Here is a 19,889-nt window from a genome sequence, read left to right as displayed (position 1 = left end):
CTTTCGTGTAATAAATCTTAAGAGTAGTGTAAAAAAATTTCACATACGAACACAATTGCTATGAAAAAATAGAAATGGTAAAGATGGATATAACTAAAAAAGCCACCTTATAAAAGCGGCTATATAATAAAAATTCAGTTATTTCCCTGGTCGGACTGATCGCCACTACCATATTTCTCTGAAAAATCTTTGGCCTTTTCATCTGCCTCATGATCACTATGCGCTTCAGGCTCCAGATTCTCATCCAAACGGTCGTTCCAGTTATTGAGTCCTTTATCAGGATTTTCAGCATTTTTTTCAGTAAAATCTGATTTTGATTTGGCCAGGTCTTGTTTTTGATTTTCCATTATTTGGTATTTATTTTAATTAAAACAGTGCCTGTAAAAGAATGTTTCACTAATAAGAATTATTTAACTGGCGGCTCATTTTTGGCATCCTTAAATTCTTTTACACTCTTCCCTATTCCCCTCATTAGTTCGGGAAGTTTCTTACCACCAAAAATAAGCAGGATAACCACGCCGATTAAAATAATTTCTATTGCAGACATATCGTTATATTTTCCCCAATATACGCGATTTATTTTGAACCGGATTGTTTGATTTCTTCATTGGTCATTGTAGATTGGTCATTTTTTTCCATAGTACCTGGCATAAACTCCAAATTGAATTGATAAATTATTTATACAAGAAAGATCCTGAAACAAGTTCAGGATGACGAAAACGAAGAAAATAATCGACGCTTAACACCAACCCCTAAAAACTAAACCAACAAAGCATTCAATGTTCTTTTTTAATATTTGGTACCGCTCCATGGCGCATAAATTCGGCTAAACCTTTTAATTGTTTGATCGACTTGATGGCTTCATAACCTTCATATGATGTTCTGATTTTGTTCAGCAGCATGGTATCTGTTTTAAACAGATCACTTTCAACCAATATTCCTTTATTCAAAAATTTTTTGATCAGTTCGGCCATTTTGCCATTAGCATATAAATGAAGGGGCAATTTAAAAACCTCATTATTCAGCTTCTCAAAAGCTTCATTAATCCATGCTACTTCAGTTTGTGCATTCACCGCTATTTTCCCATCATTCAAAACAACTGAAGTCAAAAATTCGCGTGCACGCTGGCGGGAAATTACCCCACCATGAACTCCATCCCGTAAAGTATAATCCAAACGATCGGCACAGAGCGCTGGCAAGGGCTGTTCTAAAATATCAAAGGTGCCATACAGAACCTGGTTAACATTATATCCATATTTCAACAGTACATCAGGCACTTCAGATTTACATAAAACCTCGGCAAAAATCTTTTCATGATAATCTTCGTCCAAATTGTCGAACACATAATCACCCACATGAGAAAAGGCAGTATGCGAAATATCGTGTAGCAAGCCAGCAATTTGCTCCAGTTCCGAACCACCAAGCATCCTGATCAGCATGGTCACTCCGATAGCATGCTCCAGCCGTGAATGGCAGATATCCGGATTGACCAAAAATATAGCACCGCTTTGGTGAACCCCACCTAATCTTTTTAAAGCGTCAGTATTTAACAGATCGGAAAATACCATTGGCAGTTCCATTTTGCCATATAAAAAATCGTTTACCTGGATCATATTACTGTGCTTTAATTAAAAGGAATAATCAGCAGTAAAAATACTAAATATATTAGCTTTATCATAAAAAATTATCAACATTAAAATTTTATAAAACTAAAATTATTAGTCTAAAAACCAACTTTCAAATATTTTGAAAGCTATTATTACAATTTCGTGATCAACAAAAAAACAGCAGTAAAAACAACCCGATTAATTAAACGTTATAATTGTAAAAAATAGCGATATGGCAACTGCTGAACAAATTAGAAAAGGGTATTTAGATTATGTTTTAACGAACAATGAAAAGCCTAAATCGGTTTACATTTTTGCAAAAAAAATTAAAATTACCGAAGCCGATTTTTATCAGTTTTTCTCTTCTTTCGAAAGCATTGAGAAAACAATCTGGTTTGAACTCACTTTCGAAACCATTACTAAAATCAAAGAGCAGGAAGTTTGGCTCCAGTATACGGCCAGAGAAAAAATGCTTTCATTCTTTTACAGTTATCTTGAAAATCTGAAGAATGAACGCAGTTTTGTGATTTATAGTTTAAAAAATCACCGGGGTAAATTTTCTACCCCTGATGTACTGGCTGGCGTAAAGCCTGTTTTCGAGAACTTCGCACAAGAAATTATTGAAGAGGGTTTAGATAGTGGAGAACTTGCTGAGCGCCGCTTTTTAAGCAAAAGATATAAGGATGCCTTATGGATCCAGTTTGCCTTTATTCTTAATTTCTGGATCAACGATGATAGTGAAGCTTTCGAAAAAAGCGATGAAGCCATAGAAAAAGGCATTAATGTTACTTTCGATCTCTTTCAGCATTCGCCAATTGATAATTTATTGGAATACGGGAAGTTTTTATCCAGGAATGGAAAATTTGCAGAAAAGATGAGGTTTTAAACACCAGATGAAGACACAAAAAAGTATTCCAACTACAAAGGTAGAGCGTTCGGCAAAATTTGTTAAAACAGGTATTCAGATCGGAGGTAATTACATTAAACATTATTCGAAAAAACTGTTTAATCCTGAAATGGACCGGGAACAGCTTAATGAGGATAATGCAACCGACATTTATAAATCACTGAGCGAACTAAAAGGCAGCGCCTTAAAAATTGCACAAATGCTGAGCATGGATAAAAATATCCTGCCTAAATCGTATGTTGATAAATTTAGCCAGTCGCAATACAATGCTCCCCCCTCTCAGGTCCGTTAATTGTGCGTACTTTCACCAAAAATTTCGGTAAAACACCAGAAAACATTTTCGATAGTTTTAACTTAAATTCCAGCAATGCAGCTTCTATCGGGCAAGTACACCAGGCCATGCTTAATGGCAAAAAATTAGCCATCAAAATTCAATATCCAGGCGTGGGCGATAGTATTTCGTCTGATTTAAAACTGGTAAAACCTTTTGCATTCCGTTTACTGGGCATGTCTGAAAGAGAATTGAACATCTATATCAAAGAAGTTGAAGAACGTTTGCTCGAAGAAACGGATTACGAACTGGAAGTTAAACGTTCTATAGAATTTTCTGAAGCCTGTAAAAACCTTGATCATGTGGTTTTCCCGAAATATTATCCCGAACTATCTGGTAAACGTATCATCACGATGGATTGGATTGATGGGCAGCACTTAAAGGAATTTTTGCAAACCAATCCGTCTCAGCAACTTCGGAATAAAATCGGTCAGGCTTTATGGGATTTCTACAACTTTCAGCAACACGAACTGAGGGCTGTACATGCAGATCCACATCCGGGGAATTTTATGATCACTCCAGATGAAAATTTAGGCGTAATTGATTTTGGCTGTATTAAAGAAATGCCAGATGACTTTTATTACCCTTTTTTTCCTTAATTTCTACTGATGTCATCAATGATAAAAATAAAACGATCGATGCTTTTAAAAAACTGGATATGATCCACGCAGACGATTCTGCTGAGCAGGTTGAATTTTATTATAAATCATATAGGGAAATGATCAGTCTCTTTGCCAAACCTTATATCAGTAAATCTTTTGATTTTAGTAAGCCTGATTTTTTTGAGCAGCTGTACGCATACGGTGAAAAGATTTCTAAAATGCCAGAATTTAAACAGGCCCGTGGGGTAAAACATTTTATTTATGTTAACCGGACTAATTTTGGGTTATACCAGATTTTGCACGAGTTACAGGCTACTGTAAATACGGATACCTATAAACCCACTTTAGAAAGATAAAAGGAGATTAATATGGTTGCACTAAACCGGTAGCTATTTGGAATGGATTAATTACATAATGCTCCGGCAAAATCTTTTGATGTATAAGCTTCAAATATGCTGCCTGCAGTTCCGATAGACTCACTGGCTTTTGAATCCGATTTTACAGTCTTCGCTCCTTCCATTGTTTTTAAAGGAATGCCATCTTTAACGTAAAACCGGTATTCTGTTTTGGTAACCTTGCCAATGGCAGGTCCGCCAATAATGGTCTCAAAACAAAAAATAACTTTACCCGATCGGTAATAGTATTCATTTACCCAGCTCCCATCACCTATTGAACCTGATTCTACGATTTTAACGATGGCTTTTCCGTCAAAATAGTAATTCACTACGCCGTCCTCCGTACAACCGGCAGATTCATAAGTGTAGTGTTCCTTTTTTAACGGCTTTGAATTGATTTTCTGCACATCCTGTCGAATTGCTAAAATTGCCTGGTCGACCATTTGTTTGTTCGATGTTACATTTTGTTGCAATGGCGCAGGTTTCGTTACCTGGGCAAACGCCGCATTTGTTAAACCAAAAGACAGGGAAAATAGAAGGACAGTTTTGCAAAAGGTCATAGGTATATTTATTGTTTAAGTAAACACGTCATGAGGACTAAACAATCCATCTGCCATTCGGTTTATTATTGTAGCAACTTTTACATCCTAAGGCGCAATATGTTTATAATTAATAATTGCAGGAGACTTTTATTTAGATCCGTCATTTTGAGCGCAGTCCGGAAATCAATAAATTAAATCCGGTAAAATGCTTTTCTAGATTTATCCATTCCATTGCACTCCATCCGATAGCTATCGGATCGAAAAGGACGATTATGCTATTAAATAAACGCTAAGTATTTTTCTTTACCACATCAACCATGTGATCGATATCAAATGGTTTTTCAATATAATCATCGGCTTTGCAATCTTCTGCCTGCTGCGGTAAGTTATTGGATGTTGAGGTGAGCACGGCCGGTAGGTCTTGCGTTTCAGGGTCAGATTTAAGTTCTTTAATCACCTGCGAACCTTTCTTTTTGCCTTTGATGTGATCATCCACAATCACTACATCGGGCTCAATTTCATCTATTTTATCTATAGGATCGGTTGTTAAAGATGCGGTAACATCAAAGCCCTCTTCTTCTAATACCTGGTCCATTATATCGAGGATATCTTTATTATCCTGAACAAGTACAACCTTTTTCTTCATAAATAAACAGACTAAATTCTCATTAAAGATAAAAAAAGAGCAATCCAAAAATGGATCTTAAATTATTTTACAAATGCTTGGTAAAGTTTCAGGTTTTCGTCTTGGATTAATGCCTGTTCGTCGAGTATTACGTATCGATTGTATAAAAATGCAATATGGCCTGCAACGTTTTTCATTTCACCGCGTCTTATCATCAAAACAAAAACAAAAATACTTAAACATTTAAATAACAATTAATTAACATTTAATTATTAAATAAAAATATTATGAAAACCGCTATCAAAACGCTAATCGCAACTTCATTAACAGCAATTGTTTTATCATTTGCTGTATTTACCACAAGGGTTTCTGCAATAGAAAAAGAACCAGATGCCATTATAAAAATATCGGCCTTTAGAAGAATTTCAGTGGCAGGAAATGTAGAAGTAACCATTATCCAACGAAGTAATGCCGGTATTTTTTATAGTGATGATAACATAGGAACAGCAAAAGTGATGCAAATGGGGGATAATTTAAAAATCACTTCAACCAGTACTGAAAAAGCAAAATTAACCGTTTATGTAAATGATTTTTTCAGGATTGAAGCATCAGAAAATGCCATTGTTAAAACTGAAGGAAAACTAAACACCAAATATCTTCAGATCTTTTTAAAAGGAAATGCTCATGCAGATATCAATACCAGCTCAGAAGGTTTATATACTGTGATTTCAGATTATGCAGATTTAAAATTAAGCGGCTCTACTGATATCCATACTTTGGTAATGGGTAAATCACAAAAGTTAACCATCGATAAATTTGCTGCTTTAAAAACCAATATCAGTTCGATAGAAACTGATGCTGTTGAAAGAGAAATTGCTGCCATCAACTAATTATAAAACACACAAATGAAATAAGGCTTTCTGATCGGGATCAGAAAGCCTTTTATTATATGGGAAAATCTAAGAGAACGATGGAATGCACAAAATTAATGACGACTTCTTACGATTATTAGTGCTGCAACACCTTTGCGATCTCCTTCTCAATAGATTTGATTTCTTTAGGTTTAAGCTTTTTAGCAGCATCTGTCTTTGTCGTTACTTTATTTTCCAGATACTTTACGCCTACCCTTAACGCTTTTAAGCCTGATACACCCTGAAGTTCATCCAATTCCAATTGCTCTAAATCGTCGTTTAAATAACCTTGAACCTGCATGTATTTGATATATTCTACATATTCTTTGGCTTCTTCAGGATTAAAGTAAACCATAGAAATTTTATGCGGCTGTGTTAAACGTTCTGAAGTTCCTTTTATCAGCACTTTATCAATCCGTTTTTTAACTACTTCGTAACGGATATTGTATGCTCCTTCTACATCAAAACGGCGTTCATCGTTCCTGAAACTAATATCAATAGCATTTGAGTGGATAAAAATCAATTGCGTAGTTTCGAGTGCGCGTGGCATTTCGGCAATTAAACTATTTGATAACCGGGCAATATCAACCATGGAAGTAAGCTGCCACAAGCGGATATTTTTCAGGTAAAGCAAATCAAACGGTTTTTCGGGCGCTATGTCCTGGCCAATATAAATATCATACTCTACCCCATCTGTTCTAAATTTGGCAAAATAGCAAGGATAAGAAGCCTGCAGCTTTGATTGCGATTTTTCCAGGTACTGGCTTACTTCGGTATTGATCAGCTGCATGGAAACTTCCAGCTGCCTGCGGTTTTCGAATGCGGCTCCGGTTTCTGGCACCACCACTTCGAAATATTTATCAATCACGTCGGCTGTTTGAGGATGATTTCCTTTAATGATAGACAAGAAAGGATAAACCTCAACTTCCAAAAATTCGTTCAGCTGACTTTCTTCGTTTGATGAAGCAAAATCGCCAATTCGTTTAATCCAGTCCTTACAATTAAAAACCAGCTTATCAATCAGCTCTAAAGAAACATGCTTACGGATGAGTTTTAAAGTATCAATTAAGGTATTTAACTGCACTTCCATATCATCTTTAAGCGCTTTATTACGCTCGATGGTGGAGTTGCGGATATCAACAGCACCAAACAGCGGGTATAAATGTTTAAAGGTAACCGTCTCGATTTCTTTTAACTTGTGATAACCATTATTCTGCTGAAGAAAATGCCAAACGGCCTCGTTAAATTTCCACTGAACGGAAGGTTGCAGGGCCGTAAATTTATCCATTAAAATTTCGTCCATTTTGGCATTAAACTCTTCAATGCTGTATTGGAAAAGCTGACCGATTAACGGCATTGCCGGACGTAACCTGGATAACAATTTATCATCAACGGCTACTTCATCATTAGAATATACCTCTAGTACGCCCGCCAGCTCTTTATTATAGTAAATAGGCAGCACTGAATAAGAACTAACACCCGCAGCTTTTAAAACCTTTAAAAAAGGATCTTTCTCTATCTGATCTTCGTTAATGGCGCCCACAAAAATAGCCCTTGGGTTTTCCTTGTACTTATCAACCAGCGAATAAAAAACTTCTTCTTCTAAATTAGAAGCTTTTGCCGAATTAATGAGCTTACTTTGCGAAAACTCCTGGTTATCAAATACCAGCTTATTATTAACCGTTAAAAAAGGCATCAGGCCAAATTCCAGCTTACTGTTACCACTAAGAGTTTTTAACGCATGTATTACATGGCTATAAGCTTCGGTCTGGTAGTTATGATCAGCCAACGCACCCCGAATACCTTCAATAGAGTGTTGCAAAGTAACATCGGTAATGGAAATGATGCTAAAGCCTTCAAAATGGAAATTACTCAAAGACAGATTTTCTACCAGGTATTCTAATTCCGTTTCTTCCTGAAAATGTTTACCTAATTCTTCGAAATTCAGCTCAGGCAAATCGCCCTTATGCATAATGTCTACAAACTTGGTATCCGTCTGGATATTATAATACTGCGTTAGTTTCGTTTCCTCATTAATGTGCGCATAAATGATCTCGTTTTTCAGTACCGGGGTAAAATTATAAAAACGGCCTAAAATTACGTTATAGATAAACTTAAGCTGTTTTTTCTCAACCGGCTCATTATCTTTCGTTACCTTGTTTTTAGGATCGTGATCCTTAAAAAATTTATAAAATGCATTGGTGCTAAAAAAATCTGATCCGGGATCGGGGTACTTAAAGCCCAAAACAAATCATCTTCGTTATCCATTAAAGGGGTTAGAATAGTAAAAATTAATTCTAAAGTATCTTTATATTTGGATAATTCTTCTGCACTGATGTTGCCAAGCAGCACATCGTCTTTTTCAATTTTTTGAAGTAAAAACCTGTAAAATTCAGATTTTACCGATTTTTCTGTTTTCAACCTGCCTTTTAAATACTCCACAAGGGGGCGAAAAGACAGAGATGATTCTACCTGGCAATGTATACATTCGTTTTTATGTATCTGTATTACATTGGTATTCATTGTATAAGTTTGCTATAGTGTAAAATTTATAGTTATCTATTTAATTACTAATCCATTGCAAAGATACATACTCCTTAAAGCAATATTCGTCTGCTGAACGTAATACTTGGATATTAGATCTATTAATATGTTACACAAATTTAGTACCTAAAATTAAGCGATACATAAGGATACCAGCCATCCGAAGAATGTCCCATCACAAATCGCACAACTGTGAGTGATGCGGGAGCAAAATAAACCCCTCCTCCTACACCATGGTGCCACAATGTAGAGGCTTCATTTCTTTTCCATACCCTGCCTACATCATAAAAACCCAGTAAGCCAACTTGTCCGGGTAAAACGTAGCTTACTAAATCGCCAAGTTTAGCACGTAACTCTAAATTATTGTAAAACGTATGTTCCCCCGCAAACCTGAACTGACGATAGCCTAAAAGATTTCCTTGTCCGCCTAGAAATAAGGCCTGGTAAAATGCAGGTTTACCAATGGTTACCCCACCACCAAAACGGTCTGCCAAAATGAAGTTTTTTCTGCCATCCAGGTTTTTATATAATGCTATACTCGCTGTAAACTGCCCATAAGAGTTAGAATATTTGTTAATGCCTTTGTAGCCCAATAGTTTAAAATCTACATAACTACCTAAAGTTGGTAATAAATCATTATCGCGGGTGTTGTTGGTGAAATTCACAAATGCACCTGCAAACATCTTTTCGTTTCTAACGGTAAGCGAATCAGAAGAATGCAATTGTGATGTATTTTCGATAAAACGGCCATCGTTATCTTCCTGATTATATTTATAATATTGATAGGACGGACCAACACTAAAAGTAGATTTAGGACGGCGCCACCTGATGGAGGCATCAACCTGGTAAAGATTGAAACGTGCACGGTAATACCTGATATTATCATCATCATCGCCATGCTCATCAAAATGTGTTTCGTTACCTAAACCAAAGAAATTCTGTGTGTTATTTGGGGCGAAAGCATCGGCTTTTAATACAAAATCGCCCTTTCCTAAAGCTTTTAACCACTCACCTTTATAATTAAACCTGAAGGCTTTTGTAGAGAAAGAGTGCAGAAAAGAAATGGTTTGCGAATTGCCATAAGGTTGCTTTCTGAAACCTGGATTGGTTTGTTTATAAATCAAACCCAATAAAACCCCGTCATCCTGATTATAACCAGCATTTAATAACCAAGAATTTCGGCGGTACATATCTTTCGGGATGTAGCTAAAATTTGAAGTATCATTAGAGATTATTTTTCTGATCTTATTGGCATCCTCTCCGTTATAAGTTGCCTTATCCGTTCTGCCATATAATTTTACAGATCCGTTACTGTTTGCAAAATCGTAAACTTTAGTACCCTTTCCACCAATAATCCGTAGTTTAATATTTGAGTTTTTATTGTTCAGGATCAGGCTATCGTTACCATTGTGCATGTACACCCTGATCTCTTTGGTTACTTTCGGGTCAAATTTCCGGTCAAAAAGCTCATCTTCAATATTACCCTCTTTAGAAATTTTATTGATTTTCACCCGTAATCCATCGTTTTCAGCATCGGTAATCTGAATGCGTTCATTCTTATTGGTCACTTCGATATCCACAATGCGGTTAAAAAAATGATAGTACTGGTTCATCAGCTTTGGCAAAGTGGCTATCCGGTTACGCATCTGCGCCAGAAAAGCATCATGATGAAGGGAATAACTTGGTTCAGGGAGTTTTTTCAATGCTTTTTCGAAAACTGCATCGTTATAATTTGCGCAGAAATCTTTCACAATTTTATCAAATTCCTCCTCATCGATATTAGCGGTCCAGCGGCTGCTGATTTCCCTTCCTTCCCATAAAAACCAATTGATATTCTGTATGCCACGTTCGTAACCCTGCATCATTGGTAATAATGACGAAGATTGTGTATAACGCTGTAAAAAGCCATCTGATCTAAAAAATACCTGATCACGGTCTCTAGGCACTGGCGTATAAATCTGACCGTCCTTGGTTTTGGTTGCTTTCCAGCGCCATTGATCTTCGTGCCTGTCCCAATCACCCAATAATACATCAAATGCCCTTGCTCTCACCCATGATGGTCCATCCAGTTTATTATCATTATCATCAGTAAGCTTTCTATCCATTTTTGGAGAGTTGTCTGAATCTCCGGTGGGTTCCCGCTCTTCGAATAAACACAGGGTATTTGCAAAAGCTGATTCAAATTCTCCAAGATTATCATCAGGCGAAACCCAGCCAATAATCGGGTTGCTATGTGCAATGCCACCAGCTTTGGCAAGTTCAGGAACCACGAGTGCCGAAAACGGATGCTGTGCTGACATGTTATCCTTTATAATATCTTTCGCAAAAGTTTCGCGTAAGGCAGCAGGCAGAAGTACTTCCGGATATTTTTCTACGCTTCGCAATACATATTCTTTGCCGTCTTTATCTTCTAAACGCAATGATCGCGATTGGTTACCACCACCACGTTGGGTTGCTTTTAAACCACCCATCATTTGCGAAACACGCAGCACAGGAACTTTTGTTTTTTCGGCATACTCTTTACGGTAATTTTCGCCGAAAACATATCGGTGAAAACGGCCAACACTATCGTATTCTGGCTTAACGCGCACAAAAATGCTATCGGCAGTTATTGGTTTATCTCTGTTTCTTACTTTTTGAGAAATGGTTTCGAACTTTTTCAGGTAACTGTAAACCTTTTTAACGCTGGTATCTGAATAGATATAATATTCATAACGCATATCATTGTTCTTCAACTGATCGGCCACTACGTAACCCTGCTGCATTTCGTGAAACAATGAGGTTTTACCTTCTTTATTTGGTGATACTTTTGAACCCGATCCACTGATAATCTGCAATTGTTTTCCCTTAATTAACTGTAGGCCATGTTCATGCCCGGCCACATAAGTTACATTTGGATAATCGCCAAATACACCGGTTACCGATTTAATCATATCCTTATAAGCCGGGTGGTTTAAATCTTCAGGACTCAATAAGGTAGAACGTAATAAAGGATAAACAGAACCTAAGCCAGGCAAAGGGATATAGAGATTTTTGTTTAAAGATGTTAACGGAAACAGATGATTTCTTAAGTTAAAATAACCACCATGTGGCCCGTAACTTTGGAAGGGATGGTGCGATGCCAGAAGAATTACTTTATCTTTATTTTCTTCCAATAACTGCTCCATTTTTACCAGCACCTCATCTTTGGTACGGCAGTCGCAATCGCCATCAGGATTAGATTTATTGTAGGGGAACAACCACCATTCACTATCGTAGGCAATAATGGTGAGTTTATCGGTTAATTTAATCGCTATGGGATCAGGACAACCATTATCTGGAATCAGTTTCAGTAAAGGGTCGTTCTGTTGCCTGAGGTAATCGCCCTGGGCTTTTATTTTGGCCAGTCCTTTAGGCCCGGATTTATCCCAATCGTGGTTGCCAGGGATAAAATAAACCGCAGCCCCCATTTTTCGCATCGGTTCGAACTGCGAACGCAGAATCTTTTTGGTTGTATCCTCTTCTACACTGCCTGGCAGGCCCATTCCGGTTGGATAAATATTATCGCCCAGATATACAACTGTTGTTTTTTTGGGAAGGATCTGCTTTGCAGCATTTTTTAAATCCTGCATTTGGGCAGGGTTCATTTCGCCTGCGTCTCCAAAAAGAATTACACGGTATTTTACATCATCCTGCGCAAAGGCAATGAAGTTGATTAAAAATAAGACGGTAAAAAGGGTAAATCTTTTAATCATAGAGCAACATTTGTATAAAGATAGTTATTTTAATTTTTTTGAGATTTTTTATGTTAAGAATCTCTTTTATCGTGGTTAAAAGTACACCCTTAATTTATCTTAACTCCTTAATGGTGAAAAAATATAAGTTGAAATCTCACCATTAAGAAATTAAGGACATTAAGTTATTATTATAATAAGTTGTTATTTTGAATAGAGCACAGCGGAGTGGATAAATCCTTAAACTATTTTAAAAGATTTCTCCACTGCGGTCGAAATGACGATATTTTCGAGACCAATCACCTTCTTTATCCATTTGTCCATTCATATTGATTTTTATAAAATAAATTAGCCATCACGATGACAATTTATATTAATGAGACAGCCTCTTAATAGATCCTGATACAACTACCAAATTTACTTCTTCAATTTAAACTGTAAAATATTACCAGCGGCCAGGGTTCCGCCTTCGTTAGAAATGTAAAGGTTGTTATCGCGGTCGAAAGCAATGCCTTCCGGTTGATTAAATAACTTCGGATCTAATGCTTGTGTTGTTTTAACTTTAAAATCAGCATCAGTAATCACTAACAGCTTATTTACTGATGAAAGAATGTACCACTCATTGGTTTTTGGATTTTTAGCCAGTGCAGATGGACGGAACCTTGATTTTGAGCTTCCGGAAGCTTTTTCAATCGCTTTATGCGAAAGGCTAAATTCTCCTGCTGCTGTTAGCGAAGCATCATCAGCAACTTTAAAGCCGTAAATACTGGAAGCCTTTGCCTTAGAATCAGGTTTACTATCTTTAGTCAGCACATAAATCATATTGTTTTTTTCATCTGCCGCCAATCCTTCATACTCGGCTTTGGGTACAAGATCTTTGGTTTTGGTTACATTGGCGGCTTCTGGCTTACCTACTTCAGCAATTGGGAACGTATGCAATTCACCATTACTTTTTAACACAATGAAATAATTTTTGATGATGGTTACATCTTCATAATCGCCTTTGCCGCCAAATTTCGTAAATTTTGACTCTTTATCGCCCAAACCTAAATGAAAGAGGTCGCCATCTTCATCCTGTATCGCAAATACTTCTTTTGGATCGCCATTATGAAATACAATGCCTGAAATTTCGAAAAGATTATGTGGCATGTTGTATTTTACCGGATTAGCCAGATCATAAGGAAAATCTGATTTTGCTGTCTCACTTGTTGAAGCTGTTGTACTGGTTGAATCATTTTTTTTATCATCTCGGTTGCCATTAACGCACGATACGCTAAAAAAAGCGGAAGCGATTAGAAGACCTGAAGCCAAAAAAGTTTTATTGTATTTCATAAGGGTAAAATTTAATCTTTAATAACTGTTTTTATTTATCGTCCGTCATTCCCGCGCAGGCGGGAATCGTAATGCAATAGGTTTAAGATTCCCAATCAACCCGATAGCTATCGGGTTGGGAATGACGACCGTACTAAGCTGTATTTAATCTTTTTTCAGTAATTCATAAATATCATGCTGAGAGGAAACAAGAACCCCACCAGTTTTAACCGGAATATTATTCATATTTTCATCTATACAAACCGCCTGCACGTTATCTTGTTTTTGGATTTCGATAATAGCGATCATTTCCTGCTTTATCTGCTCATTATAAATCGGAAAGCAAACTTCAATTCTTCGATAGATATTCCGGTTCATCCAATCGGCAGAACCGAGGTACACATCTTTTTTGCCCAGGTTATCAAAGATAAAAACACGTCCGTGTTCTAAATAACGATCTACAATGCGGGTAACCTTAATGTTTTCGCTCATCCCTGCTACACCTGGAATCAGGCGGCAAATGCTCCGCACAATCATTTCAATCTTTACCCCTGCCTGTGAAGCCTCGTACAGTTTATTGATCAAAACCTTTTCTTCGAGGTTATTCATTTTAATGGTAATACCTGCTGGTTTACCTTGTTTGGCGTGTTCAATTTCCCTATCAATCAGGTTGAGAAAAACTTGCTGTAAATTAAACTGAGCCACTAACAAATGATTAAACTTAACCTGGTCTGAGGAAGTAGGTTTAACCCTTTTGGACAGAAAAATAAATAGTAATTCTACCTCACGCAGCATTTCTTTATTGGCCGTCATTAAAATATGATCGGTATAAAAAGCAGCTGTGCTTTCATTAAAGTTTCCGGTAGCAAACAAACCAGAATAACGCATTCTATTCCCAACCTGGCGTTTCACTAAGGCTACCTTGGCATGAACTTTTAAAGCAGTAACACTGTAAATAATATCAACGCCAACTTCCTTCATTTTTTTGCCCACTTGATGTTATTGGCCTCATCAAAACGGGCTTTAAGCTCAACTAAAACGGTAACTTTTTTGCCGTTTTTTGCCGCGCTGATTAAAGCATTTACAATTTTCGAATCGCTTGCTACGCGATATAGCGTAACGTAAATCTCCCTGACTTCGGCATCAATAGCGGCTTCATTAAAAAAGCGCAACACACTATCGTAACTCTGGTAAGGTGTATGTACAATAATATCGTTTTTGTAAATAGCCTCGGTTAACGATCCATCTATCAAATCGGTATTACAAAGTTTTGGCCAGTTTTGGTTGGATAACTTTGCAGAATTTACCGGAAAAGCCATAAAATCTTTCAGGTTATGGTACTGCCCGCCTTCTATCCTGTTGGCCTTTTTTAAATTGAAAAGTTTTTTAAGCAGTTCAAATACATTGGCAGGTATGCCAGGCTGGTGGAGAAAACGAGTAGCTAAACCCGAATCGCGTTTCAACAATTGTTTTTCCAGCTGTTCTGATAAACTGCCTGAATATTCATCTTTGAGATCTATTTCAGCATCTCTCGTGATTTTGAAACTATAACAACCAGTTACCTCACCTTGCGGAAAAACACGGTCTAAATGAAAACGCACAATATCATCCAGAAACACCACAAAAGTTTCATCACCTGATTCGATCTTATAAAAACGGGGTAACTGGTTGGAAGGGATATTTAAAATAACCACTTCTGCACCCTCTTTCTTTTTTAGTGTAATCAGAAAATACAGTTCATTATTGGAAGGAAAAAATCAGAATCTGCATGAAGGTAAACAGGCTGCAAAAAGGCCATTACCTGGCTTAAAAAATACCGGGTTGTGCTTTTTTCAATTTCTGCGGGGAATGGCTCTCCGTAAATTAAGTTTATCTTATTTTCTTTGAGCAAGGGGATCAGATCTGATTTAAGTACCTTGCCATATCTATTCTGCTGACCGGAAATGAGCTGATTGGCTGTATCCAATAAATTATCGTCAATCCTGATATCATTATCTTCCTTACTACTCAGTTTCTCTAAAGCGAGCAACACGGGCATCCTTACCCGATAAAACTCATCAAGGTTAGAGGAAAATATCGACAGAAATTTAATGCGTTCTAAAAGCGGAACGGTACTTCGCTCTGCCTCCATTAAAATACGTTCGTTAAACTTTAACCAGCTTAAATCCCTGTTAAAAAAAGAGTTTTCTACTAGCTGTTCCATTAAAGTTTACCGTAAGCTGCGTAAGCAATTACAAATGCCAATACTGCTGCAATTAACCCGAACATAAAAATATTATAGGCCAGGCGGATCAGTTTATACTTTCTGCCCAAAACTACGCCCTGCGAGTATACATCGGTAATTAATGTACCATATAAAAAGTCCTTATCGTTCATCACCTTAATCATACCATCGGTATAACTGGGCAAACTCATTTTATAAAAGTTACCGAAAAACAACAGGTTTACCTTTTTCTTATCCATATCTTCCTGCGTAAATTCTCCTTTCGGAATAGATGGCCGGGTTGATAAAATAGAAACAACTACGCAGGTTAAACTCACCAACAGTAAAATAAATGTGGGAATAATCAGGTTGCCATGGTCTTCCAGCCGCCTTAACAATAAACTCACAATCAGGGAAAGCATAATCGAATTTACGGTGATGAGGATATGCGCCTTATTATCGGCCATATCACTCAGCCGCTGGTTATTGGCTGAGGTAATCCTGAACATGGTTTCGATCCCTTTATCTGGCCTGCTGTCTTTATCCTTCTTCTTTTTATCTTTAACAATAACCGGTGCAAAGTTTTTAGGTTCTTCGAGTTCGGTACTGATTACTTCCTGTGCAGTGAGTTTACTTTTCAGTTTTTCGATATTTTTTTGTTTCTGATCGCTTAACAGCAAATTGGCGTAATCGGTATGGTAATCATGCGACTCCATAAACTGGATATCCTTTTTGCGCCATTCTGATTTACTGATATCTTTTTTATAGATCAGTTCATTTTCCTTATGCATTAATTTTCCCTTTGCACGGAAATCGGCCAGCCCTAAATGGAACAGATCTGCATCGCAAAGGATTTTATCAATTTCACTTTTAGGTTTCTGAGGAATTTTAGTCGCTAATATGGCACTTTTAACCTGATCACGGATTTCCTGATTCACCTTATGCCCGGCTAAAAAATCATCAGCCAGCGCTGCTCCTTTTGCTTCGTGGTTTAATGCATCTTCAAAATACCCTGTATCGTGAAACCAGGCCGCAACGGTTACAATAAAAAAATCCTGTTCGTTTAACTGGTAATGATTGGCAATTTGCTGCGCAGCATTTACCACTTCTTGCGTATGCTCCAGGTTATGATAAACCAGGCGTGGATCGCTATGGGTATGGAAGTAATCGCCAACATGCTTTTCTACATCTTCCTGCAATTGTTTATAGTTCATGTGCTTATTGATGTTGCGATAATTTGATAGGATGAAGGAAATGCATTTCTTAAAAATCTTTAAAGCTGAAAAATCGGTTTATTTTTATAGTGATAAAATTACGCTATTTTTTTAAAAACAACACTGATCTCCGCTCAACAATAATAATGCCCCGTTTATTTTACAATAAGATTTAGAAATGATTGACTCAAAAAATAATTTCATGCAATCAGGTTTATTCTTGTTAAAAAAAGATTACAATTTGATATAAACAGCGAATTCATTGGCATTAGAAAGCATTAATTTCAATTTAACTTTATGGTCAATCATCAGTAGAATTTTAATGTAATGCCAATATCACCGAATTGAATGATAAAAATAGGTGTGGCATATTTTACAATCAGCATTCCTGATTTAAGCTGTAGCAAATATGACCTGAACTTTTTTTCCGGAACAAATAATGAAAAGAAAAAACACCTGCTTTTTTTACTGTCAATGGCAATAGCGCTGAACGGCTTTGCACAAAAAACGATAGAAATTGCAACAAAAAACAATGTACTGATTTTAGAAACAGATCGTGACAACACTTTATTATCAACCTATCTTGGCAAAAAACTAGACAATGCGGGCGAATACCCAGGCATACAGGCATTAGATAAATATAAGCCCGGCTCTGATGATCTTTTAAACAAACGTGAAGCTTACATTGCCTCAGGCTCGCTTAATTTATTAGAGCCGGCATTAACCGTAACCCATAGCGATGGAAACAAATCAACGGTATTAACATTTTCGGATGTAAAAACCGAACAGCTGGATCAGAACAGAAAATTGACCAGCATTATCCTTAAAGATCTAAAATACAATTTTCAGGTGACCTTAAAATACCTGGCTTATTTTAATGAAAACGTAATGGAGCAGTGGACTGAAATCAGGCATCAGGAGAAAGGCACTGTATTACTCAACAAATATGCTTCGGCAAACCTTACCCTGAGTGGAAAAAATTCTTTCTTAAAAACCAATATAGCGGTGCTACCCGCGAAATGCGATCGGAAGAGCAGCAATTACTGCATGGTATAAAAACCATCGATTCGAAACTGGGAACCAGAACCAACCTGCTTCATTCTTCTTCCTTTATGGTTTCGATAGACCAGCCTGCAACCGAAGACATGGGGGAAGTAATTGCCGGATCGCTGGCATGGACCGGAAACTTTAAGCTGGATTTTGAAACTTTTGACGAGTACTACCTCCGGATAACTGCAGGGATCAATAATTTTTCGTCGAATTATACTTTAAAGGCTGGCGAAAATTTCGTTACCCCCCGCTTTATTTATACTTACTCATCGGCAGGAAAGGGTTTAGCCAGCAGGAATTTGCACGATTGGGCCAGAAATTATCAGCTACTGGATGGTAAAGGCGAAAGGTCTACCATCTTAAACAACTGGGAAACCACTTATTTCGATTTTAATGATGAAAAACTAAATGAATTGACAAAGGATACCAAAAAATTAGGTGTTGATGTTTTTTTATTGGATGATGGCTGGTTTGGTAATAAATATCCACGTAATGGCTCTACTGCTGGTTTGGGCGACTGGCAATATAACAGACAAAAATTGAAGAATGGGATCAGTGCTTTGGGTAAAGAGGCCACCGCTAGTGGTGTAAAATTTGGCATCTGGATAGAACCTGAAATGGTAAACCCTAAAAGTGAGTTGTATGAAAACCATCCTGATTGGATAATCAGACAGCCTGAAAGAAAAGAATATTACATGCGCAACCAGCTGGTGCTGGATTTAACCAACCCCAGGGTTCAGGATTTTATTTACAAAACAGTTGATGATATTTTTAAGGAAGTACCGGAAGTTGCCTTCATTAAATGGGATTGTAATTCTCTGATATACAATGCCAACTCCCCTACCTTAAAAAACCAGGATCATTTTTATCTTGAATATATCAGGGGATTAAACAGCGTGCTGGATAGGATTAGAAAAAAATATCCTAAAACACCGATGATGCTTTGTGCCGGAGGTGGTTCGAGAGTTGATTACGCTGCACTACAATATTTCACCGAATTTTGGCCTAGTGATAATACCAATCCATACGACCGGATTTTTATTCAGTGGGAATATTCGTATTATTTCCCTGCTATTGCAATAGATAACCACATTACGGATATGGGTAAACAGCCTATTAAATTTAAAACAGATGTGGCTATGATGGGGAAACTCGGTTATGATGTACGTGTAAATGATTTAAGCAAAAATGATTTGCTTTTTAGCCAGAATGCCGTTAAAACCTATAATAGCTTTAAAGATATTATCTGGCATGGCCAGCAATACCGGCTGCAGGATCCTTATGAAAATAAAATAGCTTCAATTGCTTATGTTAATGAGTCGAAAGATCAGGCCATTGTTTTTAATTATTATGTAGCCACCCTGTTTACAAACGGTGTGATATTACCGGTTAAATTAAAAGGATTAGATTCCACAAAAAAGTATAAAATAGAAGAAATTAATCTATACCCTGGCGTTAAATCGCCGATTGACAGCACTAAAGTTTACTCTGGCGACTTTTTAATGAAAGTAGGCTTTAATCCGGAAGCAAATGCTTACAGAACCAGTGTGGTTTTAAAGATACAGGCTATATAAATTAGAGATAAATCGTAAAAAGATGTCACCCTGGAGGGGTAATTTATTGTATAAAATCAATATAAGTGACATGAGGATTTAGTGCATTGAGACCGTGTGGAATCGTCATTGCGAGAAGGCTTTTTCAGCCAACGAAGCAATCTTTATAGCAAGGCTCACTAGTATGATAGATTGCTTCGTCGTTCCTCCTCGCAATGACGATCTTTCTTTTGAAATCCTGTCAATGGTAGAGTTAGATTTTTTCAAATACATCAGAAGGTTGATGACAGATATACAAAGGGCCTCATTTCGACCGCAGTGGAGAAATCTTTTAACATAGTTCAAAGATTTCTCCATTTCGCTGCGCTTCAGTCGAAATGA

17 protein-coding genes and 1 pseudogene are annotated in these 19,889 nt (G+C 37.1%); 7 read left to right on the top strand and 11 right to left on the bottom strand.

Going from position 1 to position 19,889, the window contains the following annotated elements:
- Window positions 1-134: 134 nt before the first annotated feature.
- From ACQ86H_RS11230 to ACQ86H_RS11220, 3 genes are all read right to left on the bottom strand, one after another.
- Window positions 135-347, bottom strand: a complete 213-nt coding sequence (locus ACQ86H_RS11230; RefSeq protein WP_138821832.1) for a hypothetical protein — start codon at window positions 345-347, stop codon at window positions 135-137.
- 59 nt (window positions 348-406) lie between these two features.
- Window positions 407-547 carry a Sec-independent protein translocase subunit TatA/TatB gene (locus ACQ86H_RS11225; protein ID WP_084153034.1) on the bottom strand — a complete coding sequence of 47 codons (141 nt, stop codon included), beginning with the start codon at window positions 545-547 and terminating at the stop codon, window positions 407-409.
- Window positions 548-776: 229 nt separating this feature from the next.
- Window positions 777-1,613, bottom strand: coding sequence for an HD domain-containing protein (locus ACQ86H_RS11220; protein ID WP_431294892.1), 837 nt, complete (start codon window positions 1,611-1,613; stop codon window positions 777-779).
- 226 nt (window positions 1,614-1,839) lie between these two features.
- Here ACQ86H_RS11220 and ACQ86H_RS11215 point away from each other — a divergent pair, with 226 nt between their 5' ends.
- The 4 genes from ACQ86H_RS11215 to ACQ86H_RS11200 are packed head-to-tail and all read left to right on the top strand — an operon-like array spanning window position 1,840 to window position 3,803.
- Window positions 1,840-2,493, top strand: coding sequence for a TetR family transcriptional regulator C-terminal domain-containing protein (locus tag ACQ86H_RS11215; protein WP_138821834.1), 654 nt, complete (start codon window positions 1,840-1,842; stop codon window positions 2,491-2,493).
- A 7-nt stretch (window positions 2,494-2,500) separates the two neighbouring features.
- On the top strand, window positions 2,501-2,806 hold the full coding sequence (locus ACQ86H_RS11210; RefSeq protein ID WP_431294891.1) for a hypothetical protein: 306 nt from the start codon (window positions 2,501-2,503) through the stop codon (window positions 2,804-2,806).
- A 2-nt stretch (window positions 2,807-2,808) separates the two neighbouring features.
- The gene (locus ACQ86H_RS11205) at window positions 2,809-3,444 is read left to right on the top strand and encodes an AarF/UbiB family protein (protein ID WP_431294890.1); all 636 of its coding nucleotides are present in this window, start codon (window positions 2,809-2,811) and stop codon (window positions 3,442-3,444) included.
- A gap of 59 nt (window positions 3,445-3,503) precedes the next feature.
- The gene (locus ACQ86H_RS11200; RefSeq protein WP_431294889.1) at window positions 3,504-3,803 is read left to right on the top strand and encodes a hypothetical protein; all 300 of its coding nucleotides are present in this window, start codon (window positions 3,504-3,506) and stop codon (window positions 3,801-3,803) included.
- Between the two features lie 47 nt (window positions 3,804-3,850).
- Here ACQ86H_RS11200 and ACQ86H_RS11195 read toward each other — a convergent pair whose 3' ends face one another.
- Window positions 3,851-4,402, bottom strand: a complete 552-nt coding sequence (locus tag ACQ86H_RS11195; RefSeq protein ID WP_138821836.1) for a hypothetical protein — start codon at window positions 4,400-4,402, stop codon at window positions 3,851-3,853.
- A 271-nt stretch (window positions 4,403-4,673) separates the two neighbouring features.
- The gene (locus ACQ86H_RS11190) at window positions 4,674-5,030 is read right to left on the bottom strand and encodes a response regulator (protein ID WP_138821837.1); all 357 of its coding nucleotides are present in this window, start codon (window positions 5,028-5,030) and stop codon (window positions 4,674-4,676) included.
- 266 nt (window positions 5,031-5,296) lie between these two features.
- Between ACQ86H_RS11190 and ACQ86H_RS11185 the strand changes: the two genes are divergently transcribed.
- Window positions 5,297-5,899, top strand: a complete 603-nt coding sequence (locus ACQ86H_RS11185; protein ID WP_431294888.1) for a GIN domain-containing protein — start codon at window positions 5,297-5,299, stop codon at window positions 5,897-5,899.
- Window positions 5,900-6,017: 118 nt separating this feature from the next.
- Here ACQ86H_RS11185 and ACQ86H_RS11180 read toward each other — a convergent pair whose 3' ends face one another.
- From ACQ86H_RS11180 to ACQ86H_RS11155, 6 genes and pseudogenes are all read right to left on the bottom strand, one after another.
- Window positions 6,018-8,165 (bottom strand): GAF domain-containing protein, encoded by a 2,148-nt coding sequence (locus ACQ86H_RS11180; protein WP_431294887.1) that lies wholly within the window; start codon window positions 8,163-8,165, stop codon window positions 6,018-6,020.
- 418 nt (window positions 8,166-8,583) lie between these two features.
- Complete coding sequence (locus tag ACQ86H_RS11175) at window positions 8,584-12,198, bottom strand: BamA/TamA family outer membrane protein (RefSeq protein ID WP_431294886.1); 3,615 nt, start codon at window positions 12,196-12,198, stop codon at window positions 8,584-8,586.
- Between the two features lie 396 nt (window positions 12,199-12,594).
- A complete protein-coding gene (locus ACQ86H_RS11170; RefSeq protein ID WP_431294885.1) occupies window positions 12,595-13,509 on the bottom strand; it encodes an SdiA-regulated domain-containing protein in 915 nt (304 codons plus the stop codon).
- A 147-nt stretch (window positions 13,510-13,656) separates the two neighbouring features.
- A pseudogene (locus tag ACQ86H_RS11165) lies at window positions 13,657-15,182 on the bottom strand (hypothetical protein); the annotation flags it as partial.
- 29 nt (window positions 15,183-15,211) lie between these two features.
- A complete protein-coding gene (locus tag ACQ86H_RS11160) occupies window positions 15,212-15,691 on the bottom strand; it encodes a hypothetical protein (protein WP_431294884.1) in 480 nt (159 codons plus the stop codon).
- The gene (locus ACQ86H_RS11155) at window positions 15,691-16,905 is read right to left on the bottom strand and encodes a Pycsar system effector family protein (RefSeq protein WP_138821843.1); all 1,215 of its coding nucleotides are present in this window, start codon (window positions 16,903-16,905) and stop codon (window positions 15,691-15,693) included. Before ACQ86H_RS11155 ends, ACQ86H_RS11160 begins: the two co-directional genes overlap by 1 nt.
- Window positions 16,906-17,268: 363 nt before the next feature.
- Between ACQ86H_RS11155 and ACQ86H_RS11150 the strand changes: the two genes are divergently transcribed.
- Together ACQ86H_RS11150 and ACQ86H_RS11145 are read left to right on the top strand one after the other, a co-directional pair.
- Window positions 17,269-17,961, top strand: a complete 693-nt coding sequence (locus ACQ86H_RS11150; RefSeq protein ID WP_431294883.1) for a glycoside hydrolase family 36 N-terminal domain-containing protein — start codon at window positions 17,269-17,271, stop codon at window positions 17,959-17,961.
- On the top strand, window positions 17,925-19,529 hold the full coding sequence (locus ACQ86H_RS11145) for an alpha-galactosidase (protein ID WP_431294882.1): 1,605 nt from the start codon (window positions 17,925-17,927) through the stop codon (window positions 19,527-19,529). Before ACQ86H_RS11150 ends, ACQ86H_RS11145 begins: the two co-directional genes overlap by 37 nt.
- Window positions 19,530-19,889: the final 360 nt, after the last annotated feature.

The sequence above is a fragment of the Pedobacter sp. P26 genome (genome assembly GCF_050632135.1).
In the GTDB taxonomy this organism is placed as follows: Bacteria; Bacteroidota; Bacteroidia; order Sphingobacteriales; family Sphingobacteriaceae; genus Pedobacter.
The sequence above is the reverse complement of the archived record's forward strand: the minus strand, read 5'-3'. Positions and strand labels throughout refer to the sequence as shown.

Bases quoted from the DNA above. Each gene is read 5' to 3' on its own strand.
- ACQ86H_RS11230 (WP_138821832.1), bottom strand. From the start codon at position 347: ATGGAAAATCAAAAACAAGACCTGGCCAAATCAAAATCAGATTTTACT.
- ACQ86H_RS11225 (WP_084153034.1), bottom strand. From the start codon at position 547: ATGTCTGCAATAGAAATTATTTTAATCGGCGTGGTTATCCTGCTTATT.
- ACQ86H_RS11220 (WP_431294892.1), bottom strand. From the start codon at position 1,613: ATGATCCAGGTAAACGATTTTTTATATGGCAAAATGGAACTGCCAATG.
- ACQ86H_RS11215 (WP_138821834.1), top strand. From the start codon at position 1,840: ATGGCAACTGCTGAACAAATTAGAAAAGGGTATTTAGATTATGTTTTA.
- ACQ86H_RS11210 (WP_431294891.1), top strand. From the start codon at position 2,501: ATGAAGACACAAAAAAGTATTCCAACTACAAAGGTAGAGCGTTCGGCA.
- ACQ86H_RS11200 (WP_431294889.1), top strand. From the start codon at position 3,504: ATGATCCACGCAGACGATTCTGCTGAGCAGGTTGAATTTTATTATAAA.
- ACQ86H_RS11195 (WP_138821836.1), bottom strand. From the start codon at position 4,402: ATGACCTTTTGCAAAACTGTCCTTCTATTTTCCCTGTCTTTTGGTTTA.
- ACQ86H_RS11190 (WP_138821837.1), bottom strand. From the start codon at position 5,030: ATGAAGAAAAAGGTTGTACTTGTTCAGGATAATAAAGATATCCTCGAT.
- ACQ86H_RS11185 (WP_431294888.1), top strand. From the start codon at position 5,297: ATGAAAACCGCTATCAAAACGCTAATCGCAACTTCATTAACAGCAATT.
- ACQ86H_RS11175 (WP_431294886.1), bottom strand. From the start codon at position 12,198: ATGATTAAAAGATTTACCCTTTTTACCGTCTTATTTTTAATCAACTTC.
- ACQ86H_RS11170 (WP_431294885.1), bottom strand. From the start codon at position 13,509: ATGAAATACAATAAAACTTTTTTGGCTTCAGGTCTTCTAATCGCTTCC.
- ACQ86H_RS11160 (WP_431294884.1), bottom strand. From the start codon at position 15,691: ATGGAACAGCTAGTAGAAAACTCTTTTTTTAACAGGGATTTAAGCTGG.
- ACQ86H_RS11155 (WP_138821843.1), bottom strand. From the start codon at position 16,905: ATGAACTATAAACAATTGCAGGAAGATGTAGAAAAGCATGTTGGCGAT.
- ACQ86H_RS11145 (WP_431294882.1), top strand. From the start codon at position 17,925: ATGCGATCGGAAGAGCAGCAATTACTGCATGGTATAAAAACCATCGAT.